The following is a 17201-nucleotide window of genomic DNA, read 5'->3' as shown; positions in this document are numbered from 1 at the left end:
TATAATCCCCTTATAGTAGTTTATACTGTCCTTTTTATTATTAATTATTTATTAACTTTAAACTTATTAACTCCATTAGTTAATTCCTCTGATGTATCTCTTAGCTTTGATGCATAAGCTGATACTTCTTGTGAAGTTTTTGTCACTTCTTCTGTTTCGCTTGTAATTGAATTTACTAATGTTTTTATTTGTTCTGTGGAGTTTCTAGATTCTTGAGCAAGCTTTCTAACTTCTTCTGCTACAACCGCAAAACCCTTTCCAGTTTCTCCAGCTCTTGCTGCTTCTATAGCTGCATTTAATGCTAAAAGATTTGTTTGATCTGATATTCCATTTATCACTTCAGTTATATTTCCTATTTGAGATATACTAGCTGATAAAATATTAACCTTTTCATTTACTGCATTAAATCCCTTACTTAAATTACTAAATGAAATTAATATATTATCTATATTCTCTTTTCCTATATTGGCTTTGTTTTCAGCTGCATCTACATTAAGCTTTACAATATCCATCTTTTTATGTATGCCTTCAATTTCTTCTGCCAAGGCCGACATATAATTTGTAATTTCTAAAACATCGTTGGCTTGACTAGTAACGCCTGATGCAACTTCTTGAATTGCATAACTTATCTCACTTGATGCAGAACTTAATTGATTGGAAGCACTAGAAAGCTGTTCTGCCATTTCATCTGTTTCAATTGTCTTACCCTGAATATTACTTATTATTTCTTTTAAATTATTGACCATATCTCTAAAGCTTAAAGCAAGAACACCTATTTCATCCTTACTTTTAACTTCAATAGAATGATATAATTCACCATTTGCTACACTTTTTGATGAAATTGAAAGTTTATTAAGAGGTTTTATAACGCTATTGGAAATTAATGTTAATAAAACTAAAATAATTATAAAAGAAACTATACCAATTGCTGATATAATAAGTATAATAGTTTGTATAGTATCTTCAACATTTTTTAAAGAAAGTCCGATATCAATAGCACCAATAATATCATCTCCATGCATTACTGGAACAATTATATCATATACGTTAACCCCTTCTTTATCATAAAAATATTCTGAAGTATAAACTTGTCCTTCAAGAACTGCTTTCTTACTTCCTTCATCTTCAAGTTTTATACCTATTCTATCTTTTTCAGAGTGAGCAGCTGCATTTAAATCTTTATCTATAAATAGTGCATATACAATATCAGGATCTTCACCAATATTGCTAACTAAGGCTTGATATCCTACACTATCACTAAAGCTTTGAATTTTATTAGCTAATATTCCAATTTGAATAACTCCACCATTACTTCTTTTTATATATCCGTATTTATAATAGTCATTTGTTTCTGTGCTTTTTCTGATATCCTCTATATATTCATTTTTTCCGCCTTTTAATACTATACTAGCTTTATGATCTTCTTCATAAATTGTACCTATACTACTTGGCAAATTTGAATATATGATTTTACCCTCTGAATTTCCAATATTTATTTCATCAACTTCAAATTGCTTAGCTATTTTTTGTAAATATTCATTGCTTATTACTTTATCATTACTTTCTATAAAATTTCCTAAATTCTTTATATTACTTTCTATATTTAAATTCATTATATCTAATGCTGAATCACTTATTTCTATTTGTGAAACCGCTTGTTCAGCAACCATTAAACCATCTTCTTTTAATTGATCAAGTATTGCTTGTTTAGTAATTAAAATTAAACTTAGTGTTATTGCAATAATAGCTAATAGAATACTTATAATTGGAACAACACGAATTTTAAACTTAATTGATTTACTATTAAAATTATTTATAAAACTCCTCCACATTCATTTTATAGTTACCTCCCAAATTATATATTATCCCTTCCTTTTATTCAACATATTTCCTTTGCTTTTTTCTTTTTTCGACAATAATATGTTTTAAAATTATTATTAATAATAATTTTAACTAATATTTATAATAAAATAATGAGGAATACCCCTAATGGATATTCCTCTAAATACAAATGTTACTTACGCATATATTAATTTTTTTGAATAAAAGCTTAAAAGCTATGCAAGAAAAAAACACTTTAGGTTTCACTGACAAATGTTTTTACGCACATAGCTTATTTTCTAATATTCTATTAAAATTTGCTTAGCTGTCTTAATGTAATCTTACCACTTACCGTTAGTCATATGTCCTGCAAGCTCTGCTTTACATCTTTGTTTTATAGTCCAAGCTTCATTTTTTGCTTTTTCAAAGCCATTTACACATTTTGGATCTAAGTTTATTTCTATTCCTTCTTGTGCAAGCTTAGCTATCTTATTTGCTAATACAATTATTTCAGAATGAATGTCATTAGTTCTATCTGATGAATAAATCTTTTCAGCTTCTTCACTAGTAAGTTCAACAAATTTTTCTTTTCCTAAATTACATTTTGGGCACACTTCTGGTGCTTGCATTCCTTCATGTATATATCCACATACAGTACATTTAAATAACTTTTTCATAATCATTTCTCCTTCATATTCTATCTATAATTTTCAACTTTTTTTATTCAAGTTTATATTAATATATTAGCTTAAATAATATTTATTGTCAACTAATAATTTTTATTATTTATTTGTATGTTCTTAACTCTTAAAAGAAGTTATAATTCTATGAAATATTAATATAAATTCTATCTTTATTCACAAATATATATCAAATTTCATTGGAATTAATTTTAGAATCCGAAGGTATTGATATAATTATACTTGTTCCAATATTAATCTTACTTTTTATTTCTATACCGTAGTTTTCTCCAAAACTAAGTTTTATTCTTTGGTTAACATTTTTTATTCCAATATGGTTTTCCTCTTTTATATATTCTGTCTGAAGCTCATTATTAATAGATCTACTATCTTCTTCTTGCATCCCTGCACCATCATCATTTATCTCTATTAAAATCTTATCTTCTAAAAGGAACGATCTTATTGTTAAGGTACATCTCTTATTTGTTGGCTTTATTCCGTGGTATATTGCATTTTCTACAATTGGTTGCAAAGTTATTTTGGGAATCATGGATTCTAAAGTTTTTTCTTGAATATCATAGAAAACTTCAAACTTATTCTCATATCTTATTTTTTGTATCTCTAAATATATTTTTACATGTTCAATTTCATTTTTTAAAGTATTCATATAACCTTTGGTATTAAGTCCTATTCTCAAAAGTTTCGATAAATTTGAAATCATATGGCTTCCTTCATTTTCTCCATTAGTAAACTCCATAACCTTCCACTTTATGTTTTCTAAAGTATTAAATAGAAAGTGAGAATTAATTTGTGATTGAAGTGCTATAGATCTAGCTTTTTTAAGTAAATGCATTCTATTATTAAGTTCTTTCTTAAGATATTGAACATCGCTTATAGAGTTTTCCAAACCTCTAGATATTATTTTAAGTTCATTTATGTTCGATTTACTATAAATCGGAATAGTATCATAATTTTTCTTTTCTAGTATTCTAACTATTTCTTCTATTGGAGTGAAAAGCTTAATAGCTATAAGAAACGAAATAATTAGTACCAAACTTATACTAAAAATTAAAAATCCGATCATTATATCTCTGATTCTATTTACTCTTAATTTATTATCCTTTGTACTTATAAGAGATATAAAATTCCAGTCATTATAATTAGATTTAATATTATTTATAAAGTACTCTTTCCCATCTATTGTAATTGTGCTTCCTTTTCCTAGATTTGATATATCTATTCCTTGTAGTGATTTTATGCTACTAATATTTTTGTTTAGTAGATTTGCATCTTTATTAAATATAATTGAATCATCATTTAGTATATAGAAATCTTCAATAGTGAAATCCTTATTTTGATTTATAAGTTTATTAATTCTATCAATATCAATGCTAACTACAACTACTCCGCTTTTTTCGGTAGAATATAAAGGTATGGCTCTAAAAAATGATATTGTATTCTTTTCAGGGATAACAGATGTCCAATAGCTTTTAGAAATGTTTTTATAAAATTCTTTTTCAAGAGTATCACTATACTTCCAATCTATATAGGACATATTACTTGTAACAATCTTATAATCACTTTTTTCAGAATAGATACAAATAGAATTTATGAAATCTCCATAATATACATAGGTATTTATTACCTTTTCTATGTTGTTTATACTTTTTAGCATATCTGAATTTTTTTCATCATAGTTTCTACTACTAAATCTTAATATATTTTCTACTTCCAAATCAGTAGCAAGACTTAAAAGAGTAGTTTCAACCTGCCTGCTTATCATATCAATGCTATCTTTTGTTCTTGATAAAGCAGCTAAGTTAGCATTCATTATCTGATTCTTATAAATATTATTTAAATGATTAAATGCAATAAATAATGATAAAAATAGCGGAAAAGTTATAAAAAGATTAATGGTTATAAAATACTTTACTAAAATACTGTTAAATCTGTATTCTTTTATATATTTCCATATATTCAAATTCTTAATTTTCCCCATAAAAACACCTATTTATCTTCTTTATATTTAATACATTTATCCTTAACAAGAATTTCTCTATACTTATTCGGGGTATATCCTGTATATCTTTTAAATATCTTGTAGAAATATTTAAGATTTTTATAGCCCACAAGTTCAGATATCTCATAGACCTTTAGGTTTCTATTTCTTAAAAGCTCTTTTGATCTTTCTATTCTTATTTTGGTTACGTAGTCAATAAAGTTAATTCCCATCTCTTTCTTATAAACCTTACTTAAATAAACAGGACTTAGGAATACGATTTCAGAGACTTTTTCTAAGGTTAAATCATTCATATAATTTTTTTCAATATACTTATTTGCTTTTTTTATAACTAATTTATAATTACTATTATTATTTTCTTCAATTCCATTAACTGCTGAATCTATCCATAATTCAAAGACTTCAAGTGCTCTATTATAATTTTGGGATTCACTAATATTTCTTATTATATCTATCAAATCTTCTTTTATATTTAAACCTAAATATAATCCAATTATTTTATTTAGCAAAAGTGCTAAAGTATTCTCTAAAAACTTTATCCCAGAATTAAAAGGCATATTTACTACTTTATTTGATATATCCTTGAAAATACTATAAATAAAAATCTTATCAAAGTTCAAAAAAGATTCTATTAAATTAGACTGCATATCTATAAGCACACTAAAATCCCTTTGTATATCAATTACTTTTTTCTTTTCCTCATTCATTTTTTCATTAATATTTTTCAAAACATCAAGATCACTTTTTATTTTTATAAACTTTTCTTTAATTTCTCTCATTTCTATAGGCTTTACTATATAAGAAACTACATTATATTCTAAAGCTTTTTTAGCATATTCAAATTCCTGATAACCACTCATTAAAACAACCTTTATATCCCTAGGGTTTTCAGACACAAACTTAGCTACATCAAGCCCAGATTTTCTATTCATTCTAATATCACAAAGTACTACATCTACAGACATGGTATTTATATAATCTATTACCTCTTCTCCATCCTCACATTTCATTACAACATTGAACCCGAGATCTTTCCAATCAATAAATTTACTTAAGCCTTCCCTTATGTTCTTTTCATCATCTGCTATGACAAGATTATACACTTATATCACCACCAGTAATTCAAATAATTTTATCTAGTTTCCATTTTATATTATTCTTCATACTAATTAAAAATCCTTTATATCTAATATCTCAAATTTCTCAAAATGTAAAAGACTATCAAAAGATAGCCTTCTTAATATACCCTAATTTCATAGATGCACATATTACCTGATCCCCATGTATTTAAAGGTTTAACTCTTATTCTGTTACAGGTAATATTATTAAACTTAGTACAACTAAGTCTTCTATGATTATCCCTAACTCCTCTTTTTGATATTAATACTTCTCCATCATAAAACTCAATATCATAATCTTTTACTATTTTCTTTGGAATGCCTTCTTCCTGGCGATTTCTAACGCTATGCGTTAAGGAAACCATTATTTCTTTTGATAGATTAGAATCAAATTTTATAATTACTTCTTTAGGTGAAATATTATTATCAAAATATAATTCAATCCATGGATTCTTGTCATTATCATCTGTAATCCACGCATTTATTTGATCTTTAACTGTTCTTGAATATCCATTTATAATATTTTCAGGTTCACAATTTTTAATGAAGCTTGAAGCCCTTACTCTTGAAAATAATGCTAAATCATCTTTATCTTCATTTTTAAAACCTGGTATATAACAGTCTTCTTTCATTAGTATTTGCTGAAGTTCATGTATGTGCTTATTAATCTCTCTTGGAATAACTTGCTTACTTATACACATAGCAGCAGCTGTTCCTGAAGCCTGGCCAATAACTGCACATGTTGCCATAACTCGTGTTGATCCAAAAGCCATGTGTGAAGCACTTATATCCCTTCCCGCCAACATTAAATTATTTATATTTTTAGAGTAGATTGATCTATATGGTATTGTATATAAATCATCCATCATAATAAAGTCATTTGGCTCTATTCTAGTCCTTATGCCTCCCACAGTATGCATATCCATAGGCCAGCCACCATAAGCTATCGCATCTTCAAATATTTTACCATCAAATAAATCCTGTTCCTTTAAAACATAATCTCCTAATATTCTTCTACTTTCTCTTTTTCCTGGTAAAAATCCAACCCAGTCTAATGCAAAATTATCTGCATTATGATTTCCTGAGTTTTTTATATGATCCCATACACCATATACAGCCTTTAATAGTTCATCTCTTATTTCTTCACCATCCTGTATTACATCTAAATCATCACCACCAATTTCAATCCACCAGTATCCACTATTTATTTCATGGTGTTCTCTGTAAGCTAAATCTTTCTCATGATAAGTATTAGCCCAATATGGTTTTATAAAATCAACTTTTTTACCCATATCTATAGCTGTAAATAGTAGAGTGTTTCCCATAGTATGATTATCTTCTTTTTCAGGAGCAAACTTTTCTCCAAAAGTATCTTTTCCTTCTCTCCCTGTCATGTATTCTGCCCCAGATAAATAACCAATAGTACCATCACCTGTAGCATCTATAAATATTTTTCCATTCAACTTAAGTACCTTTTCTGTAGTTAACTGCTCTCCACTGACCATAGTAATTTTATTTTTATCTTTAATTACTTCTGTAATATGTGTATTTAAATATAGATCAAGATTTTCTTGAAATTTTGTTTTTTCCCATAAGATAGTATCTAATATTGAAAAAGAATTACTTCTATTAACTCTTTTATTGTCCAATAAAATTTCTTCTATTATTCCCGTTTCTCTAGCATTTTTTCTAAATCCATGATAATCTGCACCACATATATGCATTCTTATTTCAGAACTAGCATTTCCTCCAAGTACTGGACGATTACTTACTAATGCAGTCTTTGCTCCATGTCGTGCACTTGCTATTGCTGCACATACCCCAGCCATACCTCCACCAATAACCACTACTTCATAATCTTTAATTATAATTTTTTTATTCATTCTTATACCTCACAAATTTAACCTTTTACTGAACCAGAAGTAATACCTTGAATAAAGTATCTCTGCAAAAATATAAATATTAAAGCAACCGGTATTGATACAAATATAGAAGCTGCCATCATATTAGACCAATTGTTTTGAAATTCTCCCATATATGTTAATGACAATCCTGGAGCTAAAGTCCTTTTTGCAGCTGAGGTAACAAGAGTCAATGAATATAAAAGATCATTCCAACTCCAAACAAACCCATATATTGCGGTAGATATTACTCCAGGTACTACTAAAGGAAATATTATTTTATGCATTATAGTCATTCTTGATGCTCCATCTATACTTCCTGACTCTATTAAAGAATCTGGTATCTCATCAAAATATGATTTCAATGTTAGAGTCCCCATTGGCAAAGTAAATGTAACAAATGACAGAATTAGCGATAGATAATTATCTAATAAATTAAATTTACGCATTACTGTATATATTGTTAAAAGTAGTACTGCAAAAGGAAACATTTGAGCAGTCATTACTAGCATCATAAATGACTTTCTCCCTTTATATCTAAACTTTGAAAAGCTATATCCTGCATAAGTACATAGAGCCGTAGATATAAAGCAGCTTACGAAAGATACAAACAAACTATTTCTAAGATATATAAGTATTCTCTTATCAGTTATTACCTGTATAAAATTATCAAAAGTTATACTCTTAGGAAACAAGCTTGGATTAACATTGAAAGCATCTTTCGCTGGCTTTAATGCTGTTATTATTATCCAGTATAGTGGTAAAAGCACAAATAATCCTACTATAATTAGTGAAACTATAAAAAATATTTTAAATCCTTTACTTTTGCTATCAAACAATTTAAATTCTGACATAATAGCTTCCTCCTTTACTTTTCTCTCTGCATTTTTAGATATAAAAACATAAATACAGATAATATAGCAACCCATATTGTACCCATAGCAGAAGCCCTACCCAAGTTCCAATTTTGAAAAGCAGTTTTGTACACTTCAACGGATAATGTAGTTGTTGATATGCCAGGACCTCCTGTAGTCATAACCCATATAATATCAAAATGCTGTAGCCCTGCTATAATACCTAAAAGTAAAATGAAGAAGATAATATTTTTCATAGACGGAAGAACTATTTTTGTAAACACTTTAAAATTATTTGCACCATCAATTCTTGCTGCTTCAACCATATCATTAGATATACCTTTTAATCCCCCTATAAGAAGTGCCATAAACCATGGCATGTACTGCCAAGTTCTTGCAATTATAACTGCCAACATTGAAAATTTAGGATCAGCTAGCCATGTAATATTTTCCTTTATAATCCCTAAGCTTCTTAATATATAGTTCAAAACTCCAAATTGACCATGAAATATCCACATCCACAAAAATCCTATAGCTGTTCCAGGTATTATCCAATTAACAAGAGTAATACCTCTAAGGAATTCTGACCCCTTAAATCCTTGATTTAATATTATAGCCCATATGAATCCTAATATAAATGATAAAAAAGTTGTTCCAAAAACAAATATAAAAGTATTTATTAGTATTTTAGTAAAATTAGGATCTGAGAGAATACTCTTAAAATTATTTAATCCTATAAAACTTTTCTCAGTAGTTAACATTCCTGCTTTAAAAAAACTATGTGAAACTGATGACAAGAAAGGATACAGTACTATTAGAGAAAAAACTATAAGGGCTGGTAGTACTAACAGAAAGCCAAATTGGCTATCTGTTAGTTTATTCTTTTTTATCATATCATCAGATTTATTATTTAAAAATAAATTTGATTGCATATAGTAACCTCCTTAGTTGATGTTTTGCTCAAGCCTCATTTGTGCATCTTCTAATGCCTTCTTAGGAGTTTTAGCTCCAAGTAGAGTGTTTTGAATTTCTTCAGTAATTATAGTTGCTAATTGGCTGTCATTCTCAAATTTTTGTGTTTCTGCTTTTTTCCCAGTTTCAGTTATCTTAAGCCATTCACTTGACCAATTATCATTTTTAACCTTTTCACTGTTAATAGCTGATTTCATTACAGGAACAGATCCTGAAGCCTCAAAGTATTTAAGGGAAGTTTCTTCACTTATTAAATATTTTATAAAATCTCCAGCCTTCTCTTTATCTTTAGCGCTCTTAAATATAACTAATTGATGCCCCCATAGTGTAGATTGAGGCTTGTCTCCTGCTTTTAAAACAGGTCTTTCCATTGGCTTTATTGTTTCGTCAAGTTTATCCTCTGAAACTCCATTGCTCTTAGCAATACCTCTTGCAAGTATAGCGTCATCATAGAAAGCAACTTTATTTTGGGCAAATAATTGTCTTGCATCAAATCTTGTTAAATCCATTGCTATATAACCTTTATCCTTTAAACCTTTATACCAAGTTAATGCTTTTTCATTTGCCTCACTATTTATTACAACCTTTCCATCATCATCTATATATTGACCACCAAAAGTCCAAAACCATGCATTTACATCTTTAGCTATACTTCCTGCTTCTTTAGTTGCTGCTGCATAAGGAATTATATCTTTATCATATTCTTTAATCTTTTTAAGTGCTGCTTCAAACTCCTCTACAGTTTGTGGAACCTTATCAACACCTGCATTTTTTAATATAGTAGGATTATAAACCATTCCTATAGATGCTTGAGTCCAAGGAACTGCAAGTTGCTTTCCATCAATGTTTCCAGAGTTTAAGGATGCATCTGATAAGTTTTGCTTCATCCAATCTTCTCCTAATATCTCATTTAAATCTACTAATACATCCATCTTTGCTAAAGTCGCAAGCCATGCCATATCTACTTGTGCCACATCAAGATCTTGATTACTTTGAGTTCTTATTATTAGCTGCTGCAATGTATTAGCCCAAGGCCAGCCAACCCATGAAATTTCTGACATATCTGTTGAATTATTATAAATATCAATAATTTCCTTTATTGTTTCTTTATTGGCTTCTTCTTCACCACTCCAGCCTGCCCATACTAAATTAGTTTTTTCTTTAGGTTTATTATTCACTTTATCTGTCTTACTTGAACATCCAACTCCAGCAAATATACTAAGTATTAAAAGGCTTGAAACTAAAATTTTAATTTTTTTCATTTTATCCCTCCATAAATTTTATATAATTAGGTGTCCTCACTACTAGCTTAATATCATTGTAAATGTTTTCTAAAAGGATTTAAATGGTACTATTTTTCAAATTTAGTATTACAATTTTAACATAAAATAAAAAAAATGAATCTTATAAAATAAAAAGTGTACTATTTTATCCATAAAGTACTATTTTCTAAGTTTCAAAGTGCTACTATTAATCTATAATTAATTTATATTAGTAAGATTATATAATGGTATATATTATCCACTATTTCGTATAAAATTGTATATCATTCTGAATAATATAAAAAAATAAGGCTATATACTGAATAATTTCCAAAAATTCAGATGTAGCCCCATAGTTACTTCTAGTAGTTTAAATATAAATTATTTCTCTGATATATTGAGTTATTTGCTTCAAACCATAATCTAATATTATCTTCCTCCTATCCTAATATTTTTAATAATGAAATCTATTATATTTATAACCCACTCACTTAAATTAGGATATTCTTGCTTTATTAAATTTTTTATATCACTTGCTGAAGTTTGTAGAGAAATCGATTGTGTTCCTTCTGTATTATTTCCTATAGCTATATTAGCTCTTGCATAATCACCTATAGCTATGTCTGATGCTATCGCACTAGCCCCCACAGCATATTTCCCTATTGATATTGCTCCAATAGAAAAGATTCCTACAGATACTGCGCCAATAGAAAAAATCCCCAAAGAAATAACTCCCACTGCTAGCAATAATCCTATTGATAAAAGTGCTAATGTGATTAGACCAATAGATATAAAACCAAAACTTAAAATTCCATATGATATAAACCCTAATGATATTATTCCACATGATATATTTCCTATTGAAATTATACCCCTTGATTTTTTAAACCCTCTACCAATATTAATATGCACTAGCGGTAGTCCAAATAATATTTTATTACTTTTATATTCATATTCTAATGGATAACCCCTATTTATATTAATAACTAACTGTGTTTTTTTATCATCTACTTTTTCAGGTTTTTGCTCTTCACTAATTTTTATTTCATTACTGTCTAAGATATAAATTTCATCAGTATCCTTAACTAAACTATCAATAGTTACATTGTATAATTCAGATATCGATACTAATTTGTTTAAATCTGGTATTGATTTACCAGACTCCCATTTTGAAATTGCTTGTCTTGATATTCCTAATTTCTCTGCTAGCTCTTCTTGAGATAGCCTATTATTGTTTCTTAATAATTGTAATTTTTCCGATAACTTCAATTTCTTCACCTCCATTAAAAATTATACAAAATATACCTGTTTTTATCTACCAACTAATAATTTCTTTTTGTCAACCATCGGTTGCATTACTATATTTTCTATGATTTCTTAGATTGATAAGTCCCTATATGTAAGAAGTAATCAATAATCGGCAATACTTAAACTATCGTACTTATAAGAAAATTTATTAATATTTATTAAGTCCATTATCTTCTAGATATTCTGTAAAATATATGAAATTTCTAAAACTATGATACAATATTTAATATAAAACATATTTAAACTAAAAAAGGAGGGACTATAATTGAATGATATTTTTGAAAAGGACTATACAATAAACTTTTTTGATGTTGACTCTGAACATAAATGTAAATTTTCATCTTTAGGAAATTTCTTATGGGATGTTATTATATCCCAATCTGACTCTTTAGGAGAAACTAAGGAAGGCTTTGCTCAAAATAATTGTATTTGGGTACTTTTAAAATATGATATAACTATATATGAATATCCTAAATTAAGAGATGAAATAAAAGTTCAAACTAAGGTATTAGGTGCAAAAAAATTCTATGGTTATAGACAAAATACTATAAAAAACTCTGAAGGAAAAGTTATGGGAGAAGTTTTTTCAACCGCTATATTGATAGATTTTGAAAAGAGACGTCCTATGAGGATATCCTCTGAACAAAGCGAAATATATGGTCTTAAAAAAGAATTAGATGAAGTACCTGTTTTAGATGATATACCTAAAATTCAAAAAGCAGATTACATGAAAAACTATCCTGTTAGATATAGTGATATTGACTCTAATGGGCATGTGAATAATGTAAAGTATATCGAAATGGCTATGGATACTCTACCAAGATCTATTTTAACCGAATATAATTTATTTAACATTAAAGTATTGTTTAAAAAGGAAACAACTGATGGAGATACACTACATATTTCATCTGAAGTGGTTTATGATGAAAATAACGGTATTAATACAATTCATAATATTACAAGTGATAGTGGACTGCTTCTTACAAAACTGCAAATAATATGGAAGAAAAAATGATATCTTTATATAACAGAGAAAAAATGATCGTGTTATCTATTGAATACACGATCATTTTTAATTTATCTATGGAAAAAAATTTAAATATCCGTGTTACTTACTTATGATAACCTTTTGCATTTCGACAATAAATAAGATGCTATTAGAAGCTATCATAAATATACTATGTTATTTTAATTCAGGTTATTCTATCCCTTTCATAATTTCATATATTTTACGGGTAGTATTAACGTTTCTCACTGTCATTTTTTTATATAAGTCAGTTCCTACAAGTTTATTTAACCCACTTTTCGTAATATTTGCTTTATCTAATGTCCATAGAATTGCTCCTGCTACATAAATAACAGTATCTACTTCTTTATTAATTTTAAATTCATTAATAACTGTTTCTCTATCGAATTCTTCCCATAAAAATAATACGTCACTTCTCATAGTTTTATCATTCTTCCATGATTCTGGTAGAATTTTCATCATATGCTCAAAATCATTTTGGCTACGGATCAATACTTTAATATTTAACTGAAAATCTCTAAATATAGCTTCTTCGAGAAATTCTGCTATTTCTGACTTTGTATGTTTCATATCTGTAAAAATCACATTTCCAGAATTAATATATGTAATAACAGATTCCATTCCTGCTAGTATAAAAGTTTCTTTCAGCAATTTCATATCTATTTTATTTTTTCCACCGACATTTATTCCTCTTAGTAAAGCAACATAAATCATATATTTATCTCCTATTTTTTACAAATATTTTTTAAATCATTGCTCTTTATTATACTTTTTATAATAATAGTTTTTAAGTAGATGTTTTGTTTGCTCTTTCTTTATATAATGTTAATTTCTTTATTAATATGAATTGTTCTTAAAATATGTTTAAAGGACTTCCTTATCATAGTAAGTCCTTTTTTATTTGTATATATTAATAATTACTAATAGGTATATAAAGATCAGCAACACAAGTTCATTTTCATTATAATAATAATACTCAATATCATCCATGTTTCGATGTCTATATTTTGATTCACTAAGCTTCACTCCATAAGCCTCACTCCAATGTTGATGGAGCAATATATTTTGTACATAAGATATAATAGTTTTTATATCCTTTGGTATATTGGTAACCATATCTTCCATGGTTTTTATTTCTGTCATAATATCATGCTCTTGATAAAATCTAAGATTATTTTCCATTATAATAATCACTCCTATCATTTTAATAGATACAAAGAATAGTTTTAAAACCCTTTGTCTTCTATTTTAATCAATTATACTATCCTCAGAATTATGATGAGTGATATTTTATGCTTTTTTTATTAATAATAAATATTGATATAAAAATTCATATAAATTTATAATCAAATAAATTTAACTATTAACATTTCTCTTAAAAGTATAATATGTTCCTCCAAAGTAACATATATAAATTCCAATCATTAATACAATTCCAGTAATTATACTTAAAACAAATGTAATATCGCCAATATAGGTACTAATTATATCTTTATAAATCAGATAATAATTATAAATAAAAACTATAACTCCAACCATGGCTATAGATATAGGAATTATAAAATATAATGAAATTTGCTTTAATATAATCTTATTAATTTCTTTATCCTCAACCCCTAATCTTTTTAGCACTACTAAATCTATCTTTATGCTCAATGGAATCTGCAAGCTGACTAAGTGATAAAATTGTTAAGCTTATCATAAGTAATACTACACCTAAATATATTCCAAGAATTCTCATAGCTAAAGTCATATTTAAGATATTATTAGTTTCCGATGATTTTATTCTGACTCTAACTACACTAGATGATATATCATATTTTTTTATAAATTCATCATTACTTTTTCTAAACCACTCATTAACATACTTATATTGAAAATCATCAGCTTCTTCATAACTCATTTTATTATTAATATTAGCTACAAAGTTTTTCTCTGCAAAAGTAAGATTATCGCATACCTTATCTGGTAAAATTATAATATTATTTACGTAAGATCCATAAAGCCCTTCTCCAATAGATTCTTTATAATTTGAATTTTCACTTAGTTTTAGTTCTTCTCCATTTACATTCAAATTAGCATAATCTTTAATATAATTACTTATTTCTTCATCATTGACTGCACTATGCCATTGAGTTGTAAACTCATTATCCTTAAGCTCTATTTCATCATACCCTAGCATACTTCTTAGTTTATTAAAATCACTTAAGCTTATAGCTATAGTTGAAACATTATTTTTATCTTTGTTATAAAAATCATCTTTATTTATAAAATATTTTTCTACCTCGCAATAACTATTTACATCATGATCCTTGTCATTTAAGTAATCTATAATCTCACTATAATCTAATTGAGGTATATCTTTAATATCAGTTATATTGTTTTCTGTTAAAAATCCATTACTATAATTATTTCTTATTTCTACATCATAAGGAACTCTCATATCTAAATATCCTATAGCCCACTGAGCCATTACAAGTGTAATTATAAAACTTATCATCGCTCCTAAAAAGGTCATTGCTATAGTAGCCATTAGTATTGGAGCCGACTTTATTTTAGATACCAGTGTTCCTATTAAAAATAAATTTGTACCTTCGTACTTAAAATTAATATACTTATTTTTTATGTGTATAAGTATATAAGAAATAGAATAAAATAGTGCATAAGTTCCTATTATAAAAGCCAAAAGTGATATAGCTATAAACATTAAAGATTTTATACTATAATCAATTTTTGTATTTATTAATTTAAAAGTACAATAGCCACATATTATATATAAAATTATTGATAATGCAAATATTGCACTATAAACTTTCCCACTTCTTTTAAATTGAAACTCAACTTGCTTATGTGCATTTAACATATCTATAAGTTTTATTTTTCTTAAAACTATAATATTATACAATCCTATTATACAAAACATAGATATAAAGAATATAAATGTAATTCCTACCGTATCCATATATAACTTAAAGCTAAATGCTACTTCTTGCTTTGCACTTATTAAAACTATAGCTGTAATTACTTGAGAAAATAAAGTCCCCACAAATATTCCCGATATTATAGCTAAAATTCCAATTACGAGTGTTTCAATGAAAAACATCAATGCCACATTTTTTTGTTCCATTCCATGTAGTATATATATTGAAAACTCTCTTTGACGTCTTCTTATTATGTATTTATTTACATAAGCTACAAGTAAAATAAGCATTGCTGTAATTATATAAGTTGAATACTTTAATATTAATTTTAAATTTCTAAAGTTATAAGATTCCTCAGTAATTAGTTCATAACTTGAACTTGAAAGTGATGTAATAGCATAAAATAAGCTTACGCATATTGTTATTGTAATAAAATAAATTAAATAATCCTTAATAGATTTTTTTGCATTACTTTTGGCTAATTTAACGTACATCTCTTACATCACCACCTAATAATGCCACTACATCTAATATTTTATTAAAAAACTGTCTACGTGTATCTTCACCTTTCACTAGTTCTGTAAATATTTTACCATCCTTAATAAATAATATCCTATTACAATAACTAGCTGTAAATGAATCATGAGTTACCATTAATATAGTTGCACCTAAATCTTTATTTAAATTTGACATCATTTCTATTAACATTTGAGCAGATTTAGAATCAAGTGCTCCTGTTGGCTCATCAGCTAATATAAGTTTAGGATTAGTCACTAATGCCCTTGCACAAGCAGTTCTTTGTTTTTGTCCTCCAGATACTTCATAAGGGTATTTTTCTAGTAAATCTTCTATTCCAATTTTTCTTGCTATATTTAACACTTTATTATCTATTTCACTTTTTTTAGTTTTATTTATAGTAAGTGCTAAAGCTATATTTTCATGAATAGTTAGTGTATCTAATAAATTAAAGTCTTGAAATATAAATCCTAAGTTTTCCTTTCTAAACTTTGCTATGTTCTTTTGATTTATTTCAGTTAAATCTTCTTTATCCAAATAAATATTGCCAGAACTAACATCATCAATTGTTGCTATCATATTTAATAACGTCGTCTTTCCTGATCCAGATGGTCCCATAACACCTACAAATTCACTTTTATATACGTCAAAAGTTATATCATCAACAGCTTTAACTACATTCACTTTGTTTCCATAATATTTTTCAACGTTTTTTATACTTAATATCTTTTCCATTTATCTCACCTCAATAGGATTGTACAACATTTAAACCCCATCTAATTAGATTTAATATTACTTTAA

General features: G+C 27.0%; 15 protein-coding genes. 1 reads left to right on the top strand and 14 read right to left on the bottom strand.

The genetic code is table 11. From position 1 onward, the window contains the following. Positions 1 to 44 precede the first annotated feature (44 nt). From A500_RS21725 to A500_RS10495, 9 genes are all read right to left on the bottom strand, one after another. On the bottom strand, positions 45 to 1832 hold the full coding sequence (locus A500_RS21725) for a methyl-accepting chemotaxis protein (protein ID WP_016207572.1): 1788 nt from the start codon (positions 1830 to 1832) through the stop codon (positions 45 to 47). 330 nt (positions 1833 to 2162) lie between these two features. Beyond that, the gene (locus A500_RS10530) at positions 2163 to 2498 is read right to left on the bottom strand and encodes a rubredoxin-like domain-containing protein (RefSeq protein WP_016207571.1); all 336 of its coding nucleotides are present in this window, start codon (positions 2496 to 2498) and stop codon (positions 2163 to 2165) included. Positions 2499 to 2691: 193 nt separating this feature from the next. Next, positions 2692 to 4500 (bottom strand): sensor histidine kinase, encoded by a 1809-nt coding sequence (locus tag A500_RS10525; protein WP_016207570.1) that lies wholly within the window; start codon positions 4498 to 4500, stop codon positions 2692 to 2694. Between the two features lie 8 nt (positions 4501 to 4508). Further along, entirely contained in the window at positions 4509 to 5624 is a 1116-nt protein-coding gene (locus A500_RS10520; protein ID WP_016207569.1) for a response regulator transcription factor, read from the bottom strand. A 134-nt stretch (positions 5625 to 5758) separates the two neighbouring features. Next, positions 5759 to 7522 (bottom strand): FAD-dependent oxidoreductase, encoded by a 1764-nt coding sequence (locus A500_RS10515; protein ID WP_016207568.1) that lies wholly within the window; start codon positions 7520 to 7522, stop codon positions 5759 to 5761. A 17-nt stretch (positions 7523 to 7539) separates the two neighbouring features. Beyond that, on the bottom strand, positions 7540 to 8394 hold the full coding sequence (locus A500_RS10510; RefSeq protein WP_016207567.1) for a carbohydrate ABC transporter permease: 855 nt from the start codon (positions 8392 to 8394) through the stop codon (positions 7540 to 7542). A gap of 14 nt (positions 8395 to 8408) precedes the next feature. Beyond that, positions 8409 to 9326 (bottom strand): carbohydrate ABC transporter permease, encoded by a 918-nt coding sequence (locus A500_RS10505; RefSeq protein ID WP_016207566.1) that lies wholly within the window; start codon positions 9324 to 9326, stop codon positions 8409 to 8411. Positions 9327 to 9338: 12 nt separating this feature from the next. Next, positions 9339 to 10628 carry an ABC transporter substrate-binding protein gene (locus A500_RS10500; protein ID WP_016207565.1) on the bottom strand — a complete coding sequence of 430 codons (1290 nt, stop codon included), beginning with the start codon at positions 10626 to 10628 and terminating at the stop codon, positions 9339 to 9341. Between the two features lie 429 nt (positions 10629 to 11057). Further along, positions 11058 to 11906, bottom strand: coding sequence for a helix-turn-helix domain-containing protein (locus A500_RS10495; RefSeq protein WP_423219293.1), 849 nt, complete (start codon positions 11904 to 11906; stop codon positions 11058 to 11060). Between the two features lie 295 nt (positions 11907 to 12201). Here A500_RS10495 and A500_RS10490 point away from each other — a divergent pair, with 295 nt between their 5' ends. After that, on the top strand, positions 12202 to 12951 hold the full coding sequence (locus A500_RS10490) for an acyl-[acyl-carrier-protein] thioesterase (protein WP_016207563.1): 750 nt from the start codon (positions 12202 to 12204) through the stop codon (positions 12949 to 12951). 183 nt (positions 12952 to 13134) lie between these two features. On the opposite strand, the gene A500_RS10485 is transcribed toward A500_RS10490, so the two are convergent. The 5 genes from A500_RS10485 to A500_RS10470 form a co-directional block, all read right to left on the bottom strand. Next, complete coding sequence (locus tag A500_RS10485; RefSeq protein ID WP_016207562.1) at positions 13135 to 13677, bottom strand: DUF1697 domain-containing protein; 543 nt, start codon at positions 13675 to 13677, stop codon at positions 13135 to 13137. A 183-nt stretch (positions 13678 to 13860) separates the two neighbouring features. Then, on the bottom strand, positions 13861 to 14145 hold the full coding sequence (locus tag A500_RS21290; RefSeq protein WP_016207561.1) for a hypothetical protein: 285 nt from the start codon (positions 14143 to 14145) through the stop codon (positions 13861 to 13863). Between the two features lie 174 nt (positions 14146 to 14319). Then, positions 14320 to 14619, bottom strand: a complete 300-nt coding sequence (locus A500_RS21285) for an FtsX-like permease family protein (protein WP_242835119.1) — start codon at positions 14617 to 14619, stop codon at positions 14320 to 14322. Continuing rightward, a complete protein-coding gene (locus A500_RS10475; protein ID WP_242835118.1) occupies positions 14573 to 16378 on the bottom strand; it encodes an FtsX-like permease family protein in 1806 nt (601 codons plus the stop codon). Before A500_RS10475 ends, A500_RS21285 begins: the two co-directional genes overlap by 47 nt. Beyond that, the gene (locus tag A500_RS10470) at positions 16368 to 17135 is read right to left on the bottom strand and encodes an ABC transporter ATP-binding protein (protein WP_016207560.1); all 768 of its coding nucleotides are present in this window, start codon (positions 17133 to 17135) and stop codon (positions 16368 to 16370) included. Before A500_RS10470 ends, A500_RS10475 begins: the two co-directional genes overlap by 11 nt. Positions 17136 to 17201: the final 66 nt, after the last annotated feature.

Source organism: Clostridium sartagoforme AAU1 (genome assembly GCF_000401215.1).
GTDB lineage: Bacteria > Bacillota > Clostridia > Clostridiales > Clostridiaceae > Clostridium > Clostridium sartagoforme.
Note: the sequence above shows the minus strand (reverse complement) of the source record. Positions and strands in the feature narration are given on the sequence as shown.

Bases quoted from the DNA above. Each gene is read 5' to 3' on its own strand.
- A500_RS10515 (WP_016207568.1), bottom strand. From the start codon at position 7,522: ATGAATAAAAAAATTATAATTAAAGATTATGAAGTAGTGGTTATTGGT.
- A500_RS21725 (WP_016207572.1), bottom strand. From the start codon at position 1,832: ATGTGGAGGAGTTTTATAAATAATTTTAATAGTAAATCAATTAAGTTT.
- A500_RS21290 (WP_016207561.1), bottom strand. From the start codon at position 14,145: ATGGAAAATAATCTTAGATTTTATCAAGAGCATGATATTATGACAGAA.
- A500_RS10485 (WP_016207562.1), bottom strand. From the start codon at position 13,677: ATGATTTATGTTGCTTTACTAAGAGGAATAAATGTCGGTGGAAAAAAT.
- A500_RS10475 (WP_242835118.1), bottom strand. From the start codon at position 16,378: ATGTACGTTAAATTAGCCAAAAGTAATGCAAAAAAATCTATTAAGGAT.
- A500_RS10505 (WP_016207566.1), bottom strand. From the start codon at position 9,326: ATGCAATCAAATTTATTTTTAAATAATAAATCTGATGATATGATAAAA.
- A500_RS10500 (WP_016207565.1), bottom strand. From the start codon at position 10,628: ATGAAAAAAATTAAAATTTTAGTTTCAAGCCTTTTAATACTTAGTATA.
- A500_RS10510 (WP_016207567.1), bottom strand. From the start codon at position 8,394: ATGTCAGAATTTAAATTGTTTGATAGCAAAAGTAAAGGATTTAAAATA.
- A500_RS10525 (WP_016207570.1), bottom strand. From the start codon at position 4,500: ATGGGGAAAATTAAGAATTTGAATATATGGAAATATATAAAAGAATAC.
- A500_RS10470 (WP_016207560.1), bottom strand. From the start codon at position 17,135: ATGGAAAAGATATTAAGTATAAAAAACGTTGAAAAATATTATGGAAAC.
- A500_RS10530 (WP_016207571.1), bottom strand. From the start codon at position 2,498: ATGAAAAAGTTATTTAAATGTACTGTATGTGGATATATACATGAAGGA.